23 protein-coding genes and 1 pseudogene are annotated in these 23112 nt (G+C 35.2%); 15 read left to right on the top strand and 9 right to left on the bottom strand.

Going from position 1 to position 23112, the window contains the following annotated elements:
* Nucleotides 1-155: 155 nt before the first annotated feature.
* A complete protein-coding gene (locus F6K27_RS18845; RefSeq protein ID WP_161564639.1) occupies nucleotides 156-932 on the top strand; it encodes a DUF2993 domain-containing protein in 777 nt (258 codons plus the stop codon).
* Between the two features lie 18 nt (nucleotides 933-950).
* Here the strand turns inward: F6K27_RS18845 and F6K27_RS18840 are convergent, their stop codons facing one another.
* From F6K27_RS18840 to F6K27_RS18810, 8 genes are all read right to left on the bottom strand, one after another.
* Complete coding sequence (locus F6K27_RS18840) at nucleotides 951-1829, bottom strand: phosphatidate cytidylyltransferase (protein ID WP_287277920.1); 879 nt, start codon at nucleotides 1827-1829, stop codon at nucleotides 951-953.
* Between the two features lie 268 nt (nucleotides 1830-2097).
* Complete coding sequence (locus tag F6K27_RS33790; RefSeq protein ID WP_353736019.1) at nucleotides 2098-2676, bottom strand: transposase; 579 nt, start codon at nucleotides 2674-2676, stop codon at nucleotides 2098-2100.
* A gap of 453 nt (nucleotides 2677-3129) precedes the next feature.
* Nucleotides 3130-3291: a helix-turn-helix domain-containing protein gene (locus F6K27_RS33785; RefSeq protein ID WP_353736018.1), complete on the bottom strand. Its 162-nt coding sequence runs from the start codon at nucleotides 3289-3291 to the stop codon at nucleotides 3130-3132.
* 524 nt (nucleotides 3292-3815) lie between these two features.
* On the bottom strand, nucleotides 3816-4418 hold the full coding sequence (cbiT, locus tag F6K27_RS18830) for a precorrin-6Y C5,15-methyltransferase subunit CbiT (protein ID WP_287277919.1): 603 nt from the start codon (nucleotides 4416-4418) through the stop codon (nucleotides 3816-3818).
* 562 nt (nucleotides 4419-4980) lie between these two features.
* Nucleotides 4981-6552, bottom strand: coding sequence for an aminotransferase class I/II-fold pyridoxal phosphate-dependent enzyme (locus F6K27_RS18825; RefSeq protein ID WP_287277917.1), 1572 nt, complete (start codon nucleotides 6550-6552; stop codon nucleotides 4981-4983).
* Nucleotides 6553-7310: 758 nt separating this feature from the next.
* Nucleotides 7311-8093 (bottom strand): Rho termination factor, encoded by a 783-nt coding sequence (locus tag F6K27_RS18820; RefSeq protein ID WP_287277915.1) that lies wholly within the window; start codon nucleotides 8091-8093, stop codon nucleotides 7311-7313.
* A gap of 363 nt (nucleotides 8094-8456) precedes the next feature.
* Complete coding sequence (locus tag F6K27_RS18815) at nucleotides 8457-9839, bottom strand: AAA family ATPase (protein ID WP_287277913.1); 1383 nt, start codon at nucleotides 9837-9839, stop codon at nucleotides 8457-8459.
* Nucleotides 9840-9925: 86 nt separating this feature from the next.
* Nucleotides 9926-10420: a hypothetical protein gene (locus tag F6K27_RS18810; RefSeq protein ID WP_287277911.1), complete on the bottom strand. Its 495-nt coding sequence runs from the start codon at nucleotides 10418-10420 to the stop codon at nucleotides 9926-9928.
* A gap of 788 nt (nucleotides 10421-11208) precedes the next feature.
* On the opposite strand from F6K27_RS18810, the gene ychF reads away from it, so the two are divergent.
* From ychF to F6K27_RS18740, 14 genes are all read left to right on the top strand, one after another.
* Nucleotides 11209-12300, top strand: a complete 1092-nt coding sequence (ychF, locus tag F6K27_RS18805) for a redox-regulated ATPase YchF (RefSeq protein ID WP_287277909.1) — start codon at nucleotides 11209-11211, stop codon at nucleotides 12298-12300.
* 26 nt (nucleotides 12301-12326) lie between these two features.
* Nucleotides 12327-12698, top strand: coding sequence for a phage holin family protein (locus F6K27_RS18800; protein ID WP_124146265.1), 372 nt, complete (start codon nucleotides 12327-12329; stop codon nucleotides 12696-12698).
* 445 nt (nucleotides 12699-13143) lie between these two features.
* Nucleotides 13144-13410 (top strand): adenylate/guanylate cyclase domain-containing protein, encoded by a 267-nt coding sequence (locus F6K27_RS18795; RefSeq protein ID WP_287277907.1) that lies wholly within the window; start codon nucleotides 13144-13146, stop codon nucleotides 13408-13410.
* A gap of 47 nt (nucleotides 13411-13457) precedes the next feature.
* Entirely contained in the window at nucleotides 13458-13661 is a 204-nt protein-coding gene (locus F6K27_RS18790) for a hypothetical protein (protein WP_287277906.1), read from the top strand.
* A 667-nt stretch (nucleotides 13662-14328) separates the two neighbouring features.
* Complete coding sequence (locus F6K27_RS18785; protein ID WP_287277903.1) at nucleotides 14329-15426, top strand: mechanosensitive ion channel family protein; 1098 nt, start codon at nucleotides 14329-14331, stop codon at nucleotides 15424-15426.
* 6 nt (nucleotides 15427-15432) lie between these two features.
* Nucleotides 15433-16554: a mechanosensitive ion channel family protein gene (locus F6K27_RS18780; protein ID WP_287277902.1), complete on the top strand. Its 1122-nt coding sequence runs from the start codon at nucleotides 15433-15435 to the stop codon at nucleotides 16552-16554.
* A 58-nt stretch (nucleotides 16555-16612) separates the two neighbouring features.
* Entirely contained in the window at nucleotides 16613-17113 is a 501-nt protein-coding gene (locus tag F6K27_RS18775; RefSeq protein WP_124146270.1) for a 6-carboxytetrahydropterin synthase, read from the top strand.
* Nucleotides 17110-17817, top strand: coding sequence for an SDR family oxidoreductase (locus F6K27_RS18770; protein WP_287277901.1), 708 nt, complete (start codon nucleotides 17110-17112; stop codon nucleotides 17815-17817). The genes F6K27_RS18775 and F6K27_RS18770 overlap by 4 nt, the downstream gene beginning before the upstream one ends.
* Before the next feature lie 115 nt (nucleotides 17818-17932).
* A complete protein-coding gene (locus tag F6K27_RS18765; protein WP_287277900.1) occupies nucleotides 17933-18139 on the top strand; it encodes a helix-turn-helix domain-containing protein in 207 nt (68 codons plus the stop codon).
* Between the two features lie 292 nt (nucleotides 18140-18431).
* Nucleotides 18432-18734: a hypothetical protein gene (locus tag F6K27_RS18760; protein WP_124146272.1), complete on the top strand. Its 303-nt coding sequence runs from the start codon at nucleotides 18432-18434 to the stop codon at nucleotides 18732-18734.
* Nucleotides 18734-18919 carry a hypothetical protein gene (locus F6K27_RS18755; protein WP_124146273.1) on the top strand — a complete coding sequence of 62 codons (186 nt, stop codon included), beginning with the start codon at nucleotides 18734-18736 and terminating at the stop codon, nucleotides 18917-18919. Before F6K27_RS18760 ends, F6K27_RS18755 begins: the two co-directional genes overlap by 1 nt.
* A gap of 110 nt (nucleotides 18920-19029) precedes the next feature.
* Entirely contained in the window at nucleotides 19030-19206 is a 177-nt protein-coding gene (locus F6K27_RS18750) for a zinc ribbon domain-containing protein (protein ID WP_205127462.1), read from the top strand.
* Nucleotides 19207-19480: 274 nt separating this feature from the next.
* Nucleotides 19481-20218, top strand: a complete 738-nt coding sequence (locus tag F6K27_RS18745; protein WP_287277898.1) for a bifunctional 2-polyprenyl-6-hydroxyphenol methylase/3-demethylubiquinol 3-O-methyltransferase UbiG — start codon at nucleotides 19481-19483, stop codon at nucleotides 20216-20218.
* Between the two features lie 436 nt (nucleotides 20219-20654).
* Nucleotides 20655-21761 carry a glycosyltransferase gene (locus F6K27_RS18740; protein WP_287277896.1) on the top strand — a complete coding sequence of 369 codons (1107 nt, stop codon included), beginning with the start codon at nucleotides 20655-20657 and terminating at the stop codon, nucleotides 21759-21761.
* Between the two features lie 1041 nt (nucleotides 21762-22802).
* Here the strand turns inward: F6K27_RS18740 and F6K27_RS18735 are convergent.
* Nucleotides 22803-23112 (bottom strand): annotated as a pseudogene (locus tag F6K27_RS18735) (IS1 family transposase); the annotation flags it as partial.

Below are 23112 nucleotides of genomic sequence, written 5' to 3'. Positions count from 1 at the left end.
CCTACTTGGCCATTGCCTAGCCCGAAATTGCTAGATATACTAGCTATTTCAGAAGCTAATTTAGCTTGAAAAAGATACCAAATGGCTTCTATATAATATTCTCCGTCTCTGGAAATAATTACAAAACTGACTATACTAACCTAATGGTGTCTTTGATGAATAAAAATTTACCAGAAGTGAATCAAATTTCTGATTCTGATGTTGCTATTAGAAGTCAAGATGAAATATCAACTACAAGAAAAAGTAGAATTGTTAGTAGATTTTTATCCCCTGCATTGAAATTTTGGTTAAAATCTCAACTAGAACAGGTAGAACAATTAAAAGTTCTGATTGAAGGTGGTGATCGCCAAATTCTTACAGGTAAAATTCCGCAGGTTTCTGTTGCTGCTTCTAATGTGGTTTTTCGAGGATTAAATTTAACACAGATAGATTTATCTGCAACTGGAATTAAGATTAATATTGGTCAAGTTATCAAGGGTAAACCATTACAAATATTAGAATCTTTTCCTTTATTTGGTAAGCTTAAATTACTACAATCTGACTTTAATACTAGTCTACAATCTCCTCTGTTAGCTCAAGCGGTCGTTGAATTTTTAACTCCATTATTACCGCCAGATTTTTTAGAACAGCTAGAACAACCAATTAGTTTGTATGACCAGAAAGCTGAATTTTTTACAGACAGGATAAATTTATTTGCTAATTTTTTGTCTACATCAGATGAAAAGATTTCCTTAACTTTGCATACTGATTTGAAGCTTGCTAGTAGCTCTGAACTATTGTTAGACAATCTAGAGATTCAGATTTTGCACAAGGCTAGTTATGACTTTTCAAATAATATCAAAATTGACTTAGGCTCTGATGTTGAACTAAAAGAATTAACATTAAATTCTGGTCAACTTAGTTGCGAAGGTCGTTTAACAGTGAACCCATAACTCCAACCATACTAAACCCTAAGTATTGAGAAGTGGTAAAAGTAGAGTAAAAAAATAATATATGAGGGGTGCAGTAAAAACATAACTATCCGTGCGGTCAAGAATCCCTCCGTGTCCAGGAATTAGTTGTCCAGAATCTTTCACACCTGCATCTCGTTTCATCATCGATTCAGTCAAATCTCCAAGTAGACTGGCAATACCTACTACTAAACCCAAAGGAGCACCCGTCCAAGGCAAACCAGGCCAACCTAAGTACCAAGAACCTAATGTCGCGACTACTATACTACCCACAACACCAAACACTGCACCCTCTACAGTTTTTTTGGGGCTTATTTCTGAAAGTCTAATTCGGCCAAAGAATTTTCCCACAAAATAAGCACCAATATCAGCAGCCCATATACAGCAAAAACCAAGTAGAGTAAATGTTAGGCTCTGAGAGCAACTCAAAGGATCTATCCATGAAATATCCCAGTAATTTCCTAGTGGAATTGTTTGAGGTGTCTGTAACTGAGCTTCCAGTCCAACTCTGAGTCGAATCCAATAACTAGGTAAATATCCACCATAAAATAGACCTAAAATTGATGATGCGATATCAGCGATTGTAGCTAATTTTGGCTGAAATAGTAGATAAAAACAAATTAGAGTCCCTGCTAATGTAAATATAGCATCTACTAAATTAGGAGCTAGGGCAGCAACTACCAGCATAACTTGACTTAATGCTAGGGTGGTCTTGGCTGCTGGTACAATACCTTTGGTGCGTGCTAGTTGAAAATATTCTAGTTGGCCTAAGTAAACGATCGCTCCCATGCCTACTGTAAACCACCATCCCCCGAAAATAATCATTCCCAGAGCAACAGCGATCGCCACTAATCCACTAATAATACGAGACCAAGACATAATATGTAAAAATTTTAGATTATATATATGATAATATATATAATAGATACCTCCAAAAATCAAAAATAAAATCAATTATCGTACAGAAATTATCAGTTATTTCCCCCTATTCCCTATTCCCTATTCCCTCTTTTGGAGGAGATGTCTAATGATAGGTTAAGTTTTTGCTCAAATAATACAGCGTTAAATGTTCCAGTGACATACTTCCACGCTGAATCAAAGATTACAGTGTGGGCTTCTTATCAACACCAGCTATTGCTTCGGTTACTCAATCAGCTTTACTACTAACGGGATGCCCCACGGCCAAATTTAAAATGTTTTTTGCTGCGTTCACATCTCTATCTGCTTCATATTTACAATTAGGACATGAATGCCATCTATCAGATAGTTTCTTAGGTACTTTATGCCCACAATTTGAACAATTTTGAGATGTATTTCTCGGATTTACAGCAACCGTTAACAACCAAGTATTCTCGGCTTTGGTTGATAGAATTGACAGAAATTGACCCCAAACAGCATCAAGAATTGATTTAGCCATTTTGGTTCCAGCCAATCCTTTGATATTGAGCTTTTCATGGGCTATCAAATCATGATTGTCTATCAACTTTTTGGCTATTTTGAAATGAAAATCCCTCCGGGTATCAGCTACTTTTTTGTGAGCTTTGCCTAGTTTAGCTACAGCTTTTTTTCTGTTGCTGCCACCCTTATTTTTCCTGCTGACTGATTTTTGGACTCTTCCCAATCGTTTTTGTGCTTTGCGGTAATACTGAAGAATTTCTACATCAATAGCATCTGATTTAACCAAAAAAGATTTAAGTCCCATATCTATTCCCACAGGATTAGACACTCCCTCGACTGGAATAATCTTAGGGCTAGTTTAATCTTCAAGACTTAAAGTTACATAGTACCCATCAGCTTTCTTAGTTACAGAAACTGTTTTAATCTTAAACCCTTCGGGAAGTGGTCGATGAACAATTGAATAATTAAGGTTTAAAGTCTCTCACTCGCCGTGGAGAAACAAGAAAAATTTTTCATGATTAGTCAATCAATTCCGTTTTCACTCTCGAGGTAACAATTAATTATTAATAATTAATTTTTTAAAATCACCTTTCAATTATCTAGAAAAAGCTTTTTCCACTCGCTATGATACAGATTGAAGTACTTGACTATGAATATCTTTGTACCAAGGTCTATCTTTTTTAAGTTGAACTAAACTTTTTTCTTGAGTTGCTTTTGTCGGTTTGTCTTTTAATTCCGGTAGGTGACAAACTAGGGGACATCTATCAATAAAACATCTATTTTATTCATACCAATCAAATCTTTGAGCAAGTTGGTAGTTATATTGATGAGGCAACATATTCAGAGTGTTATCAATAATAACTCGTTGCTGTTTATTAGGCTTTAATCGGTATTGATAAGAAATTCTCATTGATAATTCTCTTGCTGTCTGACTGGTAAACATACTTACTTGACATCTTCCCGACGTTGCGCATGGCGCGACAACGCGGGATTCCTCAACCTCGCTGTTCAAGACTGTATGGTTCCTCTTGACAGAGGAGCTGCGCTAACGTAGCACCTGCCTCCGAGGCCAAACCTCTTTCTGGTCTAAAGGCGCGCTCCACAGACTGAAACTGCTAGCCCAGCAGCCTAATTCTATTTAGAATAGCATACCCTTGTAAGAACCGCTCTTATTGATTGGTTTTCCCATCCCTGTGCTCCCCTTCGGGAGAGCGCGGGTTTTCAACCAACGTTGAGATAAAAGTGTAGCTATTGTGTAGGTGTTTATAAAAAACAAAGCATTAAATTTAAGAATTAGCGAAAAAAGGTTAAATAAATTGAGGCAATATGCAGCAGCCAGGGACAAGACTATGACATCCCTCGTAGAAGATTGGATTGATTCGCTGCCCCTGAAGTCCCTGCCCGCAAATCATCTCAACACCGATTCCAAGAATACGGTGTGAGACGAATTGCGGAAACAGGTAAAATTCAGTCTATTTTTTCACCACTAAGGATAAATATGGGATTAATTGCCGCAAAAGTCTGATGTATACCTCTTGTCTCTAAACGATTCAGTGCAGGCTGAACTACTTCTACGTTGCGAACCTGTAAATCAGCAAAACTTTCAGAAACAGCATAAAGACTTTCTAGATTAGCAGCAGTAGCTATGACCCTGCCTTGTGGTAATAACCTTTTCCAAACTTCCTGGAGTATGGCTTTGATATGACGGCCTCCCTCTATACAGACACGACTAGGTGCCTCGGCTAAACCATCAAGACATTCAGGAGCATTACCTTCAATGACTTTGACATTCTCTACTCCAAAGCGATCGCAATTTCTCCGAATTAAATTTGCTACATCTCGATCCCTTTCTATAGCAATAATGCGGCCTTTGGGACATATTAATCCAATTTCTACTGGTATAGTGCCTGTTCCTGCCCCAATATCCCAAACAATAGAGTCTGATTGTAATCGTAAATAAGATATTAACAGTAAGCGGACTTCTCGCTTACTCATCGGAATGCCAGGTAAACGTTCAAATAGGTCATCGGAGATGCCTGGAGTAACATAAGGCCAAAGTGGAGAAGACATAGGAAAATTTTTTTTAGCAGGAATTCAGAAAAGTAATTGATATTTCGGCCTAAGGCTAAAATCTACATAGGGCGTGGCTGATTAAATAGGGTTTGCTGAATAAATCTAAAAGTCTTGATATAAAGTTTTTAGCATTTTTAGGTAGTGAAAAAGTAGCAGTTTTTTGCCTAAAAAAGCTCAAAAAGTGAGTATAGGGGTAAGTTGAGAGGCAGAATAATCTTGGGATAGTTTTTCCTTCTATGTCCTCTACAGCCCCTAATTGCTCTTGACTCTTCCCTACTCCCTGCCGAGCGCAAAAAGACTTTTTCAGCAAGCCCTAAATATAGAAGCATTGAATGATATTGGTTTTAGGGTTTTTAGGTATCAAAAAGTGCGAACTTTTAGGCTACTGAGGTTTAAAAATTGAGCATTTTTGGCTCTATGATGATAGAAAAATCACTCTTACTCTTTTTCTGGCTAACTCCTCTTTCACTCCTATTTCTCTTAATTCCTAACTACTCCCTACTCCTGTACGGGCGAATCGCGATTCGCCCCTACTCCCTACCTCTACAAAAAGACTTTTTCAGTAAACCCTACACACTTTAATGGTTTTGAGAGTAGGGTCACTACACCCTGTTATTATCCCACCCAATGCTCGGACTTGTTCAAGTATTTTCAAATGCTGTTGAGTAATAATTTCTCCAGGCATTAACACTGGAATACCTGGTGGATAGGGACAAATAAGTTCAGCACTGATACAACCTAATGATTTTTCTATGGGCAAATAATCTTTCTGGGCAAAGAAGGCATCTCTGGGAGATAAAGGAATTGAGGAATCAATTAAATAATCGTCAATTTCTGTCTTAAAGTCAGTGAGCTGGTTAAATTTATTTCTACAATTTTGCTGTGCTAAATTTACTAGAGCATCTATTAACTGGTCGATATCTGCTTTTGTATTTCCTAGAGAAATAATGAATGTCAGACTTTTGAAACTTGGTAACTCACAGGTAACACCTAATTTCTGATGCAAAATTTCATCAGCTTCATACCCACTCAAACCAATATCAGAGACTTTTATTGTTAATCTGGTTTGGTCAAGATCAAAAAATCCTGAATTTATATAACTTTTAGCAACTTTTCTGCCTTTCATAAAAAAAGGTAATCTTTTCCCCTCATCAGTTGATAAATCTGAATTTCCTGGTGAGCTAGTCAAGCTTCTTCTTTCTCTATCAAATACAGAAAAATTTGGCAGTTGACTAATTCTATTTCTAGCATCCCTAGCTAATTCTAGAGTCTGACTCATTAATTCTTGACCAAACAAAGCCATTTGTTGGCGGGCAGCATCGAGGGATGCCAAAAGTAAATAGTTTGGACTACTAGACTGTAGCATTTGTAGGGCTTGGCTGAGTCGGTAAGAGTCTATGCGCTTACTGCCAAGATGCAACATTGATGCTTGGGTCATTGCCCCCAATACTTTATGAATGGATTGTACTGTTAAATCTGCTCCACCAACTAATGCTGGAATTGGTAATTCTGGATGAAAAGCAAAATGTGGACCGTGAGCTTCATCTACTAATAAGGGAATATTATATTTGTGGACTTCTTGGGCGATCGCTGCTATATCTCCACAGACACCATGGTAGGTAGGATAAATTACCATTACTGCTTTGGTGTCTGGATGTTTTACTAAGGTTTGGGCAATAGATTCAGGGGTGACACTTAGAGCAATATCCCAATCTGAGTCATATTCTGGATTGATAAAAATGGGAATTGCTCCAGATATAATTAGCCCAGAAATTACTGACTGATGAATATTCCGAGGCAAAATAATTTTGTCTCCATTTCCACAAGTAGCTAGTATTCCAGCGATAATTCCTGTAGTTGAACCGTTGACAAGAAAATTAGTTTGTAATGCACCAAAAGTTTCTGCTGCTAATTCTTGAGCTTCTTTAATTACACTTTCTGGGGCAAACAAGTTATCCAATTCTGGTAATTCTGGTAAGTCTGCTAGAAATACTTTTTTACCTAATAAGTCATTAAGTGGTTGTGGAATGCCTTTTCCTTGTTTGTGTCCTGGTGCGTAGAAAGGAGCATGAGATTTTTGGGTAAGATTTTTAAGAGTTTCAATTATTGGTGCTTTGTTTTGGTTGAGCATTTACAGCAATTTTCTAGTTGATATTGATTAGGTAGAAAATTTGGTGGTGGTGCATTTTCAATGGTGGTCTATTGTAATTATTTTGGTCAAGTACAAAAACAGTGGGAGCATCTTGCTCCCTTGTTCATATCTTGCTCCCATGAAGCACTGTTATTCATTCCCATCTACCATTACTATGCAAGACTAACCCACCACTACCGTTTTTCAGTCATTTTATCCGCGAGATTAATTATAGATATATATATAAATCATTAAATAATTACCGTAGATATAGATAAATCTGGATTGAATTTATCTAATAACTGAATAAAAATTTTACTATCAATTAATCCTGTATATATCCAATCCTCTAATTAAGTTTGAAAATTCATCGTTTTGAAGGATTTAATTCTTGTTTTAGTAAATTTTTATGGTTATTTTTTCTGATTATTCCTACTATCTGTAATAAAATATTCCTTATGTCAAGCCTCCTTATTGCAGAAGTACTGATAACTGATAACTGAAATGACCTCTAGTACCAAGGATGAAAAAAGAATTATGAATAATCAGGAAAATTAAATAATTTTAATTCAGATGTATCTTTGCTTAAATCCTATCTTTAAGGACAAGGTTTTATAAAAATGCAGATAAATGATATTTAGGTAATTTATGATGATTCCTAACTTCTCAAATCATACGATAGTTAATTACTCAAATTCTATATCAGGAAACAGGGAGCAGTGGGAAAAATATTTCCCCTTATTTGCTTCATCATTATCCTATAGATAAAATATCTCTTTTAAAGCATTAATTTTTGCTTTCCCAATTCCACATTTTAATTTTTTAATTGGTTCTAAGCTTTTCCAATTTTGACGTGGAGCTTCAGCAATACGTTCTGTGGCTTTTACTAATTCAACTTGTTTAAGTTGACTATTTGGCTTTTCGATTAAATATTGAAGTGCTGCTTGAATTTCATCTTTTGTAGCAGTAGAAAGATTTACTTTCTCTGGTTTGGGCATTGATTGGGGAGTCAGATAAAAAACTTCTTTCAAAGCATTTATTTTAGAAGTTGTAATTCCACACTTTAATTTTGTGATGGGTTTAAAATCTTTCCAATATTGACGTGGTGCTTCATCAATACGATTTGTGACTACTGCTAATTTCACTCCTTTAAGTTGACTGTCTGGTTTTTCAATTAAGTATTGAAGTGCTGTTTTAATTTCGTCTCTCGTAGCGGTGGAAAGATTTATTTGTGGTATTTTTTCCCCAGACAAAATTTTGCTAATTTTTTCAGTTTCTTCACTTTCATCAGCAATAACACACCAAACTTTTTCCAAACCAGCAGCTTCAGCTACAGCAAAAATAAAGGAGTTACCAATTACTTCATATTTATCTTCTTCAACTTCTTTCACAATTACAGGTACCCAGTTTCGCCCCCCACTTTCACTGAGAAATTTTGCCGTTACTGAAATTAGAAATTCTGGCGCATCTATTCCATCCCCCGGTTCAATTTCATCAATATACAGATGTATTAACTTACCAATATTACTCAAATTACTCATTGTAAAAAATACTCCTTAACCAAATCTATATAATATGTGCGAAAATCAAAGAATTAATCAATGACTTGATATTGCTCTTCTACCACTTTTTTCACAATGACAGGTATCCAGTTTTTACCATCTGTTTTATTCAGAAATTTTGTCGTTGCTGACATTATAAATTCTGACGCATCTATTCCATCCCCCGGTTCAATTTCATCAATATTAGATGTATTAACTTACCAATATTAAGTAGGTCGGTGTTGAAAATTATCGTTATGAAAAGGCAGGAGGCAGAGGGCAGAAGGGAAGAGAGTTTTTGGCAAATTTACTTTTCGTTACTAACTTGTTGTTTTTTTGAACCGTTCTACTTACTCAAATTACTCATTGTAAAAAATACTCCTTAACCAAATTAATATAATATCCCTTAGCTATTTTATCTTTGTAAACAGCAGGTATATGAGAAAAGGCAGAATTTGCAATAGAAGCATAATTAGGAAGTTCAAATATATCTGTATTTTTGTTTGCTGCTGTATAGCGGGGATAAAAATATGGTCTGAGAGCAAATTGATGATTTGAATTTTCTTGAGCTTCTCTAATCAGTTTATTGATATAAGATTTAGCAACTTTCTTTTGAGCATCGGTCATTCTTTCACCGTTTAAAAAAATCGGTAGAGCCACAGGTCCGAAATCTTCATGTTTTCTTCTTGCTGCATCTTTTCTCCTTGCTTTTTGAACTGCTGGAATATATTCTTTAATAGCTATGGCTGCATTTTCTAAGGAAAATAAGTTGTTATGTTTTGCTGGAATTAACACTACATCTGCGGCATAAACAGCACTAACACTAAATATTCGCCAGTTGGGAGGAGCATCAATGATGATATAATCATAGCTATTTTTTAGTGTGTCTAATAATTTGCTTAATCTATCAAAGGTAATTTTTTGCGCAACATCGTCCCAATCGCCAAGTTTTCCATGCACTGGAATTACATCAAAACCAAATGATTTTTTGGATCCTCTATTATTGCGTCTGTAGGGATAAATGACATCTGTGACATTAATATTTTTATCTACTAAACAATCATAAAAAGTAGGTGTACCTGGTTTTATTGCTAGAGAATTTGTCAGGTCTCTTTGATTAGGGTCAAAATCCACAATCAAAACTTTCTTATTATACAGAGATAAGGTTGCTGCTGTATTAACTGTAGTTGTTGTTTTTCCTACGCCACCCTTATTGTTATAAACTGCTACTGTTAATGCTTTTTTTGGCTTATCAATTTTTTCTTTAATTGATGTCGCTATTTTGATGATATTCTCTGGATTAATTTCTAGACAAACTGTCGCTGGATGAATAACCTTTCCATGCTTTCTAAATAATTGGATGTGATTAGCATTGGTAATTATTCCCCACTTCACTGTTTGACAGTTTTCTGCTAATAAATACCGCTTAATTTGTACAACTGTCTTTTTATATTGTGTCGAATCTGGAGCTAAATTAACATTCCTAGCTTTCAATTCTACGAGAATATCTGGATTAGTCTTTGTTTGGGAAAATATATCATTTTCCGTACTATGACGGAGAGCATAATCGACAGCATCAGTACCACTTCCTGTAGGAAAAGAAGGTATCTGTTCATTTAGTTCAAAACCTAAAAACTTGAATAATTCAGAAGCAAAAATCTGATTAACTTGAGCTTCAGATGCATCCTCCGGCAGATTTTTTGCCAAAGCATCTACAAGGGCTTGATTTTTCGCAGCACTATCCATCTGTCATTAATTTTTTTGACTTTAACTATCAGTTTATCACGACAGAATATTGCAAAAAATCTAAATTTTATCTACTTAACTTACATCTATATATATTTGTAAGCTCGATTAGCAGTAATAGGTTTAAAATTCGTATCCACAAATTGCACAGGACTATAAGTATCTATCCACAAATGAGCGCCACATCCAGCCGGGTTGTGAGGTCGATAAACAATTCGACAAGGACCTTTGATTTCTAGCTGATAACCATAGTTATTGTGATTAGTCTGCTTCACAGAAACTACTGGTTTTATATCTTTTAGTGGGTTATTTGCATTGCGCTGAATTATGTGCTGATTAACATGAATCATAGTCGGTTTAGTACGCCTCCGCTTACACCAAACACCTTTCGGTCCTCTGGTACCAGGAATAATTACTGGCATTTCATGATCTTCTGGCCCAGAAATGGGAATTTTCCAGAAGCCTTTTTCTTTATAAGCACCTTTCACCCTACCTTGAGCCAATAATATCCGCAAACGTTGACCGGAAATACCCAATAAATATGCTGCTTCTCTAGTTCCAATAATTTTTTCTTGATCCATTGCACAATAGTTTTTTGATATAGAATTTTAATTAATAATCAAAAAATACTTTAACTTAATTTTCTAGCTAAAAACCACTAACTCCACAAAACTTAATCTAGACTTTCTATGTAAATAAATTTTTGAAAATTTATTATTTAACAAGATAAGGAAAATAATTCTTTCAGTTTATTTGGTTGCTGATCATATTCTGCATCCCTATTGCGATCGCTCTTACTATTGAACAATAAGTATAGCAATGTGCGCTGGCATATTTACACATTATTTTTTGTACACCTTTTCCCTTACTGCACTTTGAGCTAGACATTGTAAATACCTGAGCGCTCATTGCTATATTTGAGATTATTCAATTTTTATTTTGATAAACTGTTTTTCTACACTGCAAAACTTATGGCTTATTTACCTAGCGGGACTTTAGCAAAAAATACCTTAAAAATCGTTTTAAATCCTTGCTGTGTAATGCTTTAAGGTCAAAATAGCCTATTTATTGTACAAGCTAGATTTGAGCCATTTTTAGCCAGAGCAACGAAAACACGTTGCTACCGTTGAGTTTGAAGCCATTTTCAGCCTAAAAAATATCAAAGTCCCGCTAGCTCCTCCTCATTTAACAAAAAAGGCAAACTAGGTTTTTTTATTTTTTGATTCTTGATTTTAAGTGAAACTTGAGGTTAGAAATCAAGATTCTTCTTTCCTTCTGCTATCCTAATCTAAATAGGCAGTTATACAGTAACCCTACCTGTAATTTCTTTAATTTTTAACTTTTTACTTTTAATTTTTGACTTAAATTTATGCTCAGAGCTGGAATTGTCGGACTACCCAACGTCGGAAAATCTACCTTATTTAACGCTTTGGTTGCTAATGCTAAAGCGGAAGCTGCTAACTTTCCATTTTGCACAATTGAACCCAATGTTGGTGTGGTGTCGGTGCCAGATGAGCGGTTAAATGTGCTGACTAAAATTTCTAATTCTGCTCAAACTATTCCTACTAGAATTGAGTTTGTTGATATTGCTGGTTTAGTAAAAGGTGCTAGTAAAGGAGAAGGCTTAGGTAATCAATTTTTATCTAATATTCGAGAGGTTGATGCTATTGTTCAGGTAGTCCGTTGTTTTGATAGTGAGGATATTATTCATGTTTCTGGTTCTGTCGATCCAGTGCGAGATATTGAGGTAATTAATTTAGAATTGGCTTTGTCCGATTTAGCTCAAGTTGAACGCCGAATTGAACGGACTAAAAAACAAGCTCGTACCAGTAAAGATGCTCAGGCAGAGTTAGAAGTTTTGACAAAATTAGAGGGGATTTTAAATGAAGGTAAGTCGGTGAGAATGGCTGACTTAAATGAAGAAGAATTTCTGTTGATTAAGCCTTTAAATCTGTTAACTTCTAAGCCCATAATTTATGCCGCTAATGTGTCTGAGGATGATTTGGCTAGTGGGAATGATTGGGTTGAAAAAGTCCGCAATATTGCTGCGGTGGAAAATGCTCAAGTTGTGATAATTTCAGCTCAGGTAGAATCAGAATTAATTGAGTTACCGGAGGAAGAAAGAGCTGATTATTTAGAATCTTTAGGAGTAGAAGAAGGTGGGTTGAAATCTCTGATTAAGGCAACTTATGAATTGTTGGGATTGCGTACTTATTTTACTACTGGAGAAAAAGAAACCAAAGCTTGGACGATTAAGGCTGGAATGTTAGCTCCTCAAGCTGCTGGTGTAATTCATACTGATTTTGAAAGAGGTTTTATTCGAGCAGAAACAATTGCCTATAATGATTTAGTAGCTACTGGTTCAATGACTGCTGCTAAAGAAAAGGGTCTGATGAGGAGTGAAGGTAAAGATTATGTTGTTAAGGAAGGAGATGTTTTGCTCTTCCGATTTAATGTTTAGATTTCTGTTAATTTAAGGAGAAAAAAATGGCTACTGAAGAGATTGTTAGACTGATTGTTATGTGGTTGATTACTGCTGTTAGTTTGTTTATTATTTCTAAGTTGCCTACTGGGGTAGAAATTGATGATTTTAATATTGCCTTGATTTCTTCGGCGATATTTGGGCTGTTAAATGTATTTGTACGTCCAATTTTAGGAACTTTAGCTTTACCAGTTAATATAATTCTTCCTGGTTTAGTTACTCTAGTTGTTAATCTTGTTATCTTTGGTTTAGCTGCCTGGTTAGTAAGTGGATTTCGACTACGTTGGGGATTTTGGAGTGCGTTAATTGGTTCTTTAGGACTAACTTTTATTAACTCTTTTCTTTATGAGTTACTTAGCAAAGGATTAGTCAGTTAGGCAGCAGTTAAATTATCAAAAATTGTGGGTAATTTTAGGTTTCTTGAAAATTGATATCTAGTAAATTACCCACTTTTGCTGTAGAGAAGTAGGGAGTAGGCAACTACTAATTATAGTCATTCTGAATAAGACTGGAAAACTTTTTTAGCTGAAACTCTTTCAAGGCAAGAAACCCTTGTCTCAATCTTAACTGGAATGACTATATATCTACCTTCTCTACCATTAGTTTCATATCTAAGCCTTACCTACAGTGCATCAATTAGACAGAGTTTTAATTCCTCTACCAGGATTATCAATTCCATTATTCTGAGTATTAGTTTTATTTCTGAGCGTTTGAACGAGTTTGATTTTATAGTAAAAACCTAATTATATTAAGCCCAGCTTCTCAAAGTAGAGTTATAATTTTTCTCTGTTATCCATTTCTTCACTTCTGTTGTTAAATATTTTGCTTAAACCTATTGCAGAAAAATTAAAGGAAGAACAGGAAAATATTGCTGAAAGTTTTGCCGAAGTAACTATTTTGTTTGCTGATTTAGTAGGTTTTACTCAGTTATCAGAAAATATTCCTCCTACGCAGTTAGTTAATTTACTTAATGAAATATTTTCTTGTTTTGATGAGTTAACTGATAAATATTATTTGGAAAAAATTAAAACTAATAGAGCTTATAATAATATTGAAAGTCAAATGATGACTGCTGAAGTGGATAACTAGAAAAAGTTATCTGCTATAAAATAACTAAACTACCAGAGGAAAATAGGATGGAAAACACTGTAAATTGTGCAGAAGCTTGTGTTAATGGATGTGTTTTAGGTGACAAATGCCCGAATCAGGAATATGTAAAAGAAACATCAAAGTTTATTGATGATACTCCCTTAGATAAAATGTTGGAAATAGCTGAAGAAGCAGTTATGAAGAAAAGAATGACTCCTCCTAAATGGGTAATTCCTGAGTTTCCTGAGTAAAAATAATATGAAATTAAAAGCGATAGTGTTCAGCACCTCTAACACGATCGCCAACTTTTTAATTAATTTAATTAATTAATTAATAGACATCTGGTGGAAAATAAATAAATCTTTTAATTAGATCAGCTAAGGAAAGAAAAATTTACCCTAAAAAATCCTTTTTAGTGCCTTCGCGCGTAAAAATATCTTACCTGTTGCCTGTTGCCTTCCGGAGCTGTTGCCTACTCCTGCAAAAAATCTATATCTTTTTCACGCCTAGGTCTAATCAATAATATAATTTAGGCGATCGCTATTTTCTCAGACTAAATCCTCTTTCCTCGTAAATTACTTGAATCAAGTCTTTTCAAGCTATACATAAAAAAGATATAAACGGGTTAAAATCAGTGAATAATCCACTGATTTTAACCTCGATAAAACTTAAATTTAAACAGACAATAATTTTAGTTGTTCAAGTAAACTGGGTGATACATTCGAGTTTACTGAGACTATGTTCAAAGAAATTAAATTCTTTAATCAAAGAATTTGGCGATTATTTATATAAGTAGCTTATCATAACCGAATTTAGCATAAATCAAAATTTTAAAAATTTTAGAGTATAATAAAAAAATCAACTAAGAGATAAAAATTAAATCAAATTCAGAAAATTATTTTCAAATAAAGATTGTTTATGACCGAAACTATTCAAATTCCTGAACAAATAGTAATAGATATTAGTAAAATCCTGCAAATATTTGCCATCGCAGTCATAGGAATAGTCGTAGTTATCGGAATTCGCAAACTGCCTGAATTAATAGAGAGGATTATATCTACAGAAATTTCCGAAGCATATAAAATTATAATATCTCCAAATAAATCACTAATTGGAGTAGTAATTGCCATAGCCATATCTGAGATAACTCTTCTGGCTGTTACACCATATTCTCAGGTATATATTATAGAAATTACTCTGAGTTTAATTTTAACTATCACAACTACTTGGCTAGGTTCTCAATTTGCTAAAAAGTTTTTTGATGTTTATTTAATAGAAGCAGCATTTAGAAGCGATCAAAAAGCTAATAGTGACTTATTTGTAGTAGGTAAATTTATTGCTAACTTTATCATTCTTGTATTAGCTATTATCATTTTTGCTCAGACCCATCAAGTTAATGTATTTGGTATTATTGCCAGTTTAGGAGTAGGAGGTGTAGCAGTTGCTTTTGCTGCTCAAAATACTTTAAGTCAATTACTTGGTGGTATCGTACTTTATGTAGATAGACCTTTTGTAGTAGATGATTATATTGGTCTCCCAGATGGTACTTTTGGTAGGGTAGAATCAATTGGTTTACGCTCTACTAAAATCCGTTCTTCTGGTAAGGGTACATTAATTATTATTCCTAATAATTCTCTGACACAGGTAAATATTGAAAACTTTACCGCAGCCAAGAAAGTTATGTCGATTCTATACTTAACTTTTTATCGTCAGGTAGATATTGAAGAACAAGCATTAATACGTCAAGTTATCTTAGCAAGTACAAGTGATGTATTTGGCATAGAGCCTCGTAATACTGATATTACCTTTAAAAATTCACAGAATTCTAACTTACAAGATATAACTCAAGCCCAGATTACATTTTTTATTTTAGGTTCTGGTAAAGTATCTATGGATTTGCGTCGTCAAATGTTGGATAATGCTAGCCAAAGAATTACTTTGAAACTTAAGGAATATGGTATTGCTTTTGATATTGAACAACCCAGTATCTATGTTGATTCACCAATTACAGTTTAATTGATTATGTTTTTTTCAAATATAATTAACAAGGTCAATCAGCTATCTGTTTTTTTGCAAGGTTCTAGCATTCCTCACTATCTAATTTTTTTTGTATTTGCCCTGGGAGCTGTATTGATAGGAAAATATACACCAGGAATAGTGCAATTAATTATTAATAAGTTTTTGCCTAGTTCAAGCAAAGAAATTACTAACAACTTTATTAGTCCACTGACAAAACCTTTCCAAGTTGCAGGAACATTTATATTAATTTCTCTATCCTCAGTTTGGTTAGAAGAATACAAAGCATTATACAATTTCTTTAATCCTTTAATAGTTCTTGTTGTAGTGATTAGTATTGCCTGGTTAGCTTCCCGTTTATTTCAGCAAGTACTCAGGATATATGGCATTGAAATTATTCGTAAATCAGGCTTAGAAGCTGATGAGTTACTCTTAGTATTTGAGACTATAGTAAATGTAGTAATCGGATTTATTGCCACAATAGGTTATGCTCAAAGTCAAAGATTTCCATTAACAGGTTTGTTAGCTGGAGTATCTATTGGTGGTGTAGCTATTAGTTTTGCTGCTTCCAAAACTTTGGAGCAATTGTTTGGTACTGTTGTATTGTATTTAGACCGTCCTTTTATTCCTGGAGATTATATTCGTTTCTCATTAGGAGAAGGTGAGATGTATGGCAGAGTAGAATCTATTGGTTTGCGCTCTACAAAAATCAGGAAAGCCGCCACGGGTACACTATATATTGTTCCTAATAATCAATTAGCCAATGCAGGAATTGAGAATATTACCCGTGGTAAAAAAGTGATGGTTTTATTATATTTAGACTTTACCAAGAAACTGATAGAACGAGAAAAAGCTCTAGTTCAGCAAGTGGTTAAAAATAGTACAGATTCAGTATTTGGTATTGACCCAGGAAGTACAAAAATAGCAGTCTTTGACCATGAACATAGAGATAAATGTCGGGCGAGGATAACTTTCTTTATTCTCGGTTCTAGTGAAAATTCTATCCAATTAAGAAAGCGACTTTTGGAAGTTGCTAATCAAAATATTTCTAAGGAGCTGAAAAATTTTGGCATTGAATTTTATCTACAAGAACCAAATATTTATGTTGATTCCCCAATGACTATTTAATTTCCTGTATTTTCTTCATTCCTATTTCTTTTAGGATTTATATAACTGTGCATTTTCTATGAAAAAACGACTTACTAAAATTGAATTATTTAAGCAAGCAATGAACTTTTCAGCAGGTCACTTCACTATATTTTCAGATAGTGAAAGAGAAAATCTGCACGGTCATAGTTTTTCTGTATATGTCATGTTCGAGGCTGAAGTGACAAACAATGGCATGACCTTTGACTATGGTATTTACAAAGAAATTATCCTTAATATTTGTCAATTTCTTGATGAAGTTTTTCTACTGCCATTAAAAAATCCTTATCTCAAAATAGAAGAATTCGATGAATATATCTATGCTTTATTCAATGGTGGTAAAGAGAAAATACCATTTCTTAAACGAGATGTAAAGTTGCTTCCGGTGCGAAATATTACTGTAGAGGAGCTTTCTCATTGGTTTTTGCAACAATTACTTGTTAATGTACAAGAAAATCAAGAGCATTTGATTCAAACAATAGAAGTTAAAATATTCTCTGGTCCTGGTCAGTCAGGTAGCAGTTTTTGGAGTAAAAAATGAGCAAAAAATATTTGGTTATAACTGGTGGAAGTCGTGGCATAGGATTGGCAACAGCTAAACTATTTCTGGAACAGGAATTTCAGGTTATTAACCTTTCTAGAAATTTATGTCCGTTGCCAGATGTAGTTAATATTCAGATAGATTTAGCTGCAAAAGGTTTTGAGGAAAATTTGAAACAAGAGTTACTACCTAAATTAGAATATTCTGAAAGGGTGATTTTAGTTCACAATGCTGCCCGGTTAGATAAGGATAATGTAGAAAATATTCAAGCCAATAATTTACGAGATATCTTGGAAATTAATATGGTTGCTCCAACTATATTGAATCAGATAGTCATGCCAAAAATGTCAAAGGGGTCTGCTATTATTTATGTGGGTTCCACTCTCTCAGAAAAGGCGGTGCCTGGTGCCTTTAGTTATGTCACTTCTAAACACGCAGCAGTGGGGTTAATGCGAGCCACTTGTCAGGATTTAATAGATCGAGGTATTCATACAGCTTGTGTTTGTCCTGGTTTTACCGATACCCCAATGTTACGAAATCATCTTAATCATGATGAGACAATTATTGAGCAGATAAAAACTATGAATGCTCAAAATCGTTTAATCGAAGCTTCAGAGATTGCACAAACCATTTATTTTGCAGCGACTAACCCAGTTATTAATGGTGCAATACTCCATGCAAATATGGGGCAAAAAGAGAGATAAAAAGATGGCAGCGACTCAACTTAATCACTATCTGATTAGTCATTGAGTTGATAAGGACTTGTAACTGTTACCTATAATCTGGTATTATCTATAATAATCTCCGATTATCTGTTTTATGCTACTAGGATTCAAAACTGAGTTGCAACCCACAAATCAACAAAAAACATTACTTGCCCAACACGCTGGTGTGGGTCGTCATGCCTGTAATTGTGGATTATGGCTGACTAGAAACATCCTTAATCACAATTCTATTAATCCTGATAGCAAAATTAAATTTCCTACTGCTATTGACTTGGCCTTTGCTTTTGGTAGCAATGGTTAAACCTCAAAACTATTGGTACTACGAAGTGTCTAAAACAGCACCTCAATATGCTTTGAAATATTTGTCATCAGCTTGGAAGCGTTACTTTAAGAAAGTCTCTGGTTAGCCTAAATTCAAGAAAAAAGGCAAAGATGATAGTTTTCCTACGGAATGCTACGCAAACACTTTAGATGGTTCAATACCCACCCCCATCCCCTCCTGGGAGGGGAGCAAGAGAGGTGGGTCAGATAAAATTACCTAGAATTGGGGGTTGCACATTATAGAATGATATTGCCAAAAATTAGTTTAGACTTTGACTAAAAAAAAACCATTAATTAATCATTCTAGCAATTATCAAATCCAAAATCTTGTTCATCAAAAATATAAAATCATTCGTCACTGTGCAACGCCTAGAATTGGATGGGTTAAAACTTTTGAGATCTTGCCAGATAATGTCAATCTGTCGTCTGTAACTATTAGTAGAAAAGCTAACCGCTGGTTCATTAGTTTCAAGATTAAAACAGAACCTCAAATTAGTGAGAATTCAGTAGATGTAGTTAGTGTAGATTTAGGAGTAAAAACCTTAGCAACATTATCACTATTGCGAAATGTTTGATGGTGCTAAATCGAAAAAAAAAGTTAGAATTATTACTATCACGACTGCAATACCTTAACAGGTATAAAACCAAGTTTTCCAATAACTGGAAAAAAGCACAGCTAAAAATAGCTAGACTACACAGTAAAATAGCTAATATTCGTAAAGATACATTGCATAAACGTGCCTACTTATTTGGCTCTTAACTACAACCCACCCCCATCCCCTGCTGGGAGGGGAGCAAGAGTGGTGGGTGAAGATCTGAATGTGTCAGGAATGATGGCCAACTATAAGCTAGCTAAGTCTGCCCTAGTCTATGGGTTTTTATGAGTTTCGTAGACAGCTAGAGTACAAATGTCAACTGTACGGCTCTAAATTAACCATTGTTGATAGATGGTTTCCTAGTTCTAAAACCTGCTCTAACTGTGGAACTGAATTGCGAGTCTTTGTTTTTATCAGACTGTTTGTTCAATTGCGAACACTGCAATTTTAGCTGCGATCAAGACTTGTTTGCGTTTGCGTAGCATCCCGTAGGGAAGCATTCCGTAGGAAATGCAGCGTTAAATTTAGCTATGGGGGGCAGTGAGAGCTACGCTCCGCGTTCCGCGTTTCGCGCTAGCGTTGCGCAGGAAACGTCCGTGTCAGCTTGTGGACTGGATAACGCCAACGTTGCCAGGTAGAAGCAAGAATAGAACAGATAATTATAGATTATCGTAGGTTTCTAAGAACGGCAACATCAAGTGTACAAAATTCAGGAGTCATTTTCTATGTTAACTGCAGCTAAACCTGAGTTTCTCAAAGCTTATTGGGACAATTCTTTCGATCTGAAAAACCACATCCAGGAGTTTTTGCAGATAGATCGACATACCCTTGAGACTCGAATTCAGGAAAGTAATCAAGCTATGACTAAGTTGGGACAAAACTTTGATTGGGAAATGGCAATCGAATTTTATCGAGACCAAGTCGGAGCAACCTATATCTTAGAATTAGCAGCGTGGCATTTAAAAAGCTGTGATTATATCGGTAATATGCTACATTTAATTGCTGATTTTGCTAAAGGTCGGGTTTTGGATTTTGGTGGGGGGATTGGAACACATTCCTTTGCGGCTGCTTTGTGTCCAAATGTTACCGAAGTTCAGTACTTAGATGTAAATCCGATTAACTGCAATTTTGTTCTGGAGCGCTCCGAAAAATTAGGGTTATCTGACAAAATTCAAGTCACATCAAAATTGGAAATTTATAACTCATTTGACACAATTATGTGTTTTGATGTCATGGAACATTTACCAGACCCAATATCACAGTTAATTGAGTTTCATAAACTTCTGAGTTCTGATGGAAAATTACTAATTAATTGGTATTTTTCTAAGGGTTTTGGCAACGAATATCCTTTTCATTTAGATGATACAGCTATTGTGAAATATTTTTTTCAAACGCTACAATCGCATTTTTTAGAAGTATTTCACCCCCATTTAATCACAACCAGATGTTATCAAAAATTGTGAAGTATTTAAAGAAGTATCTATCTATAAAATATTCCTTAATATCTAAAGGAATCGGGATAATTTAATATATTGAGAGCTTGATACAACCTGGGTTTTTCTAATTTGACTCAGACCCCAATGTTGCTCAATGATTTTCTTGTCTGTTTTATCCCACATTCCGTACGTCATTTTGTAGTATTAAAAGTAGTATGTAAATCCGTAGCTTTGTAAGTATTTATACTATGCAAATCATCTCAATTACTTTTTTCGTCGATCAAATTCTGAGTAAAAAATTTACGCATAAATACTTGCTTGATTAATGACTCAATCACGGCAGCTATGATTTTCTTCTAAAATTCTGTCTCCTGTCTCCTGTCTCCTGACTCCTGATTCTATACTACATTTTGTTGTGCGGAATGTAGGTTTTATGTTCCCTTTGATAATTTAGGCAAAAAAAATGGCAACTGCTCAAGCTAACCCCTTACGATTATTATTTGCTTCTACACCTGTGGGAGCTATTGGTTCAGGTACTGGAGGTGGAGTCGAATTCACATTACAAAATATTGCCCAAGAAATGATCCTCAGAGAACACAGGGTAGATATAGTTGCGCCACAGGGTTCTATAACTAAAGTAGATTGTCCAATTATTGAAATTACTGGAGAACTGCAAGTTAGCATTCAGCAATTAAATCATGACACCCCTATTTCAATAATCCCTAACTCTGTGCTTGATAGAATGTGGGAGTTTATTGGAAAAGAGCAAAGTAATTACGACTTGATTGTTAACTTTGCTTATGACTGGCTTCCCTTTTATTTATCTCTATTTTTGAATGTCCCTATTGCCCATCTGGTAAGCATGGGTTCTCTGTCAAAGGCAATGGATGAGATTATAGAAAAAACCAGTATTAGTTTTCCTGGTACTATTGCTGTTCACACAAAAGCTCAGGCAGAAACTTTCCCATTTGCTAGTAGATGTCGAATTGTGGGAAATGGTATTGACTTAAAAGACTACCAATACTGTGATAAACCAGATAATTACTTGGTTTGGGTGGCGCGTATTTCTCCTGAAAAAGGATTGGAAGATGCTGTTGAGGCGACAAAAAATACTGGTATCCCCTTGAAAATAATGGGTTTGCTTCAGGATAAGTCTTACTGGGAGAGTATCCAGCAAAGTTATCCTGATGCTCCAGTAGAATATTTAGGGTTTTTACCAGTTAAGGAAATGCAATTAGTGCTGCGACGCAGTCGAGGGTACTTAATGACCCATCGATGGAGTGAAGCATTTGGCATGACTGCCATTCAATCATTAGCTTGTGGTGTGCCTGTAATTACTTATAATAAGGGAGGTCCTACTGAAATAGTGCGTCACGGCCAAACAGGTTGGCTAGTTGAGTCTGGTAATCTAGTAGAATTGGTAAAAGCAATTAACAATCTAGACAAACTTGATCGTTTAGCTTGTCGGCAACAAGCGGAAGCTGAATATTCTATTCAAGTTTATGGAAATCGTATGGAAAATTGGTTCTACGATATTCTGGCTCAGACTAGCTATTCGCTGAGGAGTTAGGAGTTATACCAAGGGTGATAAATATTTGTTGCAAATGGTAGGGACGTTGCATGCAACGTCTGTAGGTCAGAGGGAAGAAGGAAGAAATATTGAAGAAAAATAGAAAAATGATAGAGATAGCTGTCTAAAATTAATTGGAGTAGCTCTTTTTAAGCCAATAAAGTTCAGATAATACTAAAACTCATAAGGTATGGAACCATTAGAGTAGCTCTTGAGCTTACAGAACTGCAAAAAAAATCCTTAACTGAACTGCATTGCTTTTCAACCCTCTCTGATCGAGACGCACCTTCTTGTAGCATTCTTTTTTCAAACTCGCATAACAATATCACGATGGTTAAATATTATCTAACATTGACAGAGCTTTTAATCCCCTGTGCTCATCAGACTTTTTTAAGGATTCAGGTTAATTATCTGTTGAACAATATCAACTAAATAATCCCCAGCAATCTCCCACAGTTCACCATATATACCTACCCAAAAATTGCTATGTCTTCTATCTTTTCTTTGAGCTTCTGTTCATCTATAAATGTAATTTTGAACACCGAATTTTTTGAGAAATTTACCTTGATAAAATCAACCAGTATTAGCAATAGCAAGCAGTGAAATTAAATTAGTCAAACCTTGTACATTACCTAGACTTCCCTCTAGATTATATCCACCTGTTTTACCGAAAAATTGGGGTAGGTGCCTTGCTCTTATAGGGCGACTTTTTATTTGTAAGTGAATTGAATATATGCTAGAGTATTGAATATACGGTAGAGTGTTATAGTTGTCGGGGGGCACTCGGAAACTCTAAACGGACGTTGAGGGAAGCGTCAGACTACCGCCAAGGAAGCAGCACCCTGTGTTGGCGGAGCTATGCGCCACCAAAGCGTCAACCTCCCTAGGAATTAAGGTTCGATAGGAATCCCTGTGCCTTTAGGCCAGAGAGGATGTCAAAGTCTTTAAACATGGCTTCTATGCCCATTCTCCACCGATAAATTTTCAAAACTTCATACAAATTTTTCAGGTTCGTTTATGGTGTTGCACAGTGACGAATGATTAAGGTAATTGAGGCATTTGCTGATGTTTCAAATCATAGATCAGCAAGCGAACTGATTTGCACAACATATCAATGGACTTGGAGTAGCATAAAGTTTTGCGATGTAACCTAGCGTCCGTAGTGTCTTAAACGCCAATTTTCTCCTTCTACTCTCGTCATTGCTGCGGGTGCTGACCAGGTGATCACAATCCTCGATTAAGCTTGGATTTACCTTGTACCCGTCAGTAATATCAAGAAAACAAGCCCAACCTTGAATCATCTGCCATAATATTGTGAAGGTAACGGCGCAGCGATCGCCCCCGTACAAAC

The organism is Okeania sp. SIO2F5 (assembly GCF_010692685.1).
GTDB classification, from domain to species: domain Bacteria; phylum Cyanobacteriota; class Cyanobacteriia; order Cyanobacteriales; family Microcoleaceae; genus Okeania; species Okeania hirsuta.
Note: the sequence above shows the minus strand (reverse complement) of the source record. Positions and strands in the feature narration are given on the sequence as shown.

Excerpts from the sequence above, each read along its gene's own strand:
- F6K27_RS18820 (WP_287277915.1), bottom strand. The coding sequence starts at position 8,093 with ATGAGTAATTTGAGTAATATTGGTAAGTTAATACATCTGTATATTGAT.
- F6K27_RS18770 (WP_287277901.1), top strand. The coding sequence starts at position 17,110 with ATGAGCAAAAAATATTTGGTTATAACTGGTGGAAGTCGTGGCATAGGA.
- F6K27_RS18775 (WP_124146270.1), top strand. The coding sequence starts at position 16,613 with ATGAAAAAACGACTTACTAAAATTGAATTATTTAAGCAAGCAATGAAC.
- F6K27_RS18790 (WP_287277906.1), top strand. The coding sequence starts at position 13,458 with ATGGAAAACACTGTAAATTGTGCAGAAGCTTGTGTTAATGGATGTGTT.
- ychF (WP_287277909.1), top strand. The coding sequence starts at position 11,209 with ATGCTCAGAGCTGGAATTGTCGGACTACCCAACGTCGGAAAATCTACC.
- F6K27_RS18800 (WP_124146265.1), top strand. The coding sequence starts at position 12,327 with ATGGCTACTGAAGAGATTGTTAGACTGATTGTTATGTGGTTGATTACT.
- F6K27_RS18845 (WP_161564639.1), top strand. The coding sequence starts at position 156 with ATGAATAAAAATTTACCAGAAGTGAATCAAATTTCTGATTCTGATGTT.
- F6K27_RS18810 (WP_287277911.1), bottom strand. The coding sequence starts at position 10,420 with ATGGATCAAGAAAAAATTATTGGAACTAGAGAAGCAGCATATTTATTG.
- cbiT (WP_287277919.1), bottom strand. The coding sequence starts at position 4,418 with ATGTCTTCTCCACTTTGGCCTTATGTTACTCCAGGCATCTCCGATGAC.
- F6K27_RS18740 (WP_287277896.1), top strand. The coding sequence starts at position 20,655 with ATGGCAACTGCTCAAGCTAACCCCTTACGATTATTATTTGCTTCTACA.
- F6K27_RS18840 (WP_287277920.1), bottom strand. The coding sequence starts at position 1,829 with ATGTCTTGGTCTCGTATTATTAGTGGATTAGTGGCGATCGCTGTTGCT.
- F6K27_RS18750 (WP_205127462.1), top strand. The coding sequence starts at position 19,030 with ATGGGTTTTTATGAGTTTCGTAGACAGCTAGAGTACAAATGTCAACTG.
- F6K27_RS18785 (WP_287277903.1), top strand. The coding sequence starts at position 14,329 with ATGACCGAAACTATTCAAATTCCTGAACAAATAGTAATAGATATTAGT.
- F6K27_RS18745 (WP_287277898.1), top strand. The coding sequence starts at position 19,481 with ATGTTAACTGCAGCTAAACCTGAGTTTCTCAAAGCTTATTGGGACAAT.
- F6K27_RS18825 (WP_287277917.1), bottom strand. The coding sequence starts at position 6,552 with ATGCTCAACCAAAACAAAGCACCAATAATTGAAACTCTTAAAAATCTT.
- F6K27_RS18780 (WP_287277902.1), top strand. The coding sequence starts at position 15,433 with ATGTTTTTTTCAAATATAATTAACAAGGTCAATCAGCTATCTGTTTTT.
- F6K27_RS18755 (WP_124146273.1), top strand. The coding sequence starts at position 18,734 with ATGGTGCTAAATCGAAAAAAAAAGTTAGAATTATTACTATCACGACTG.
- F6K27_RS33785 (WP_353736018.1), bottom strand. The coding sequence starts at position 3,291 with ATGTTTACCAGTCAGACAGCAAGAGAATTATCAATGAGAATTTCTTAT.
- F6K27_RS18765 (WP_287277900.1), top strand. The coding sequence starts at position 17,933 with ATGCTACTAGGATTCAAAACTGAGTTGCAACCCACAAATCAACAAAAA.
- F6K27_RS18815 (WP_287277913.1), bottom strand. The coding sequence starts at position 9,839 with ATGGATAGTGCTGCGAAAAATCAAGCCCTTGTAGATGCTTTGGCAAAA.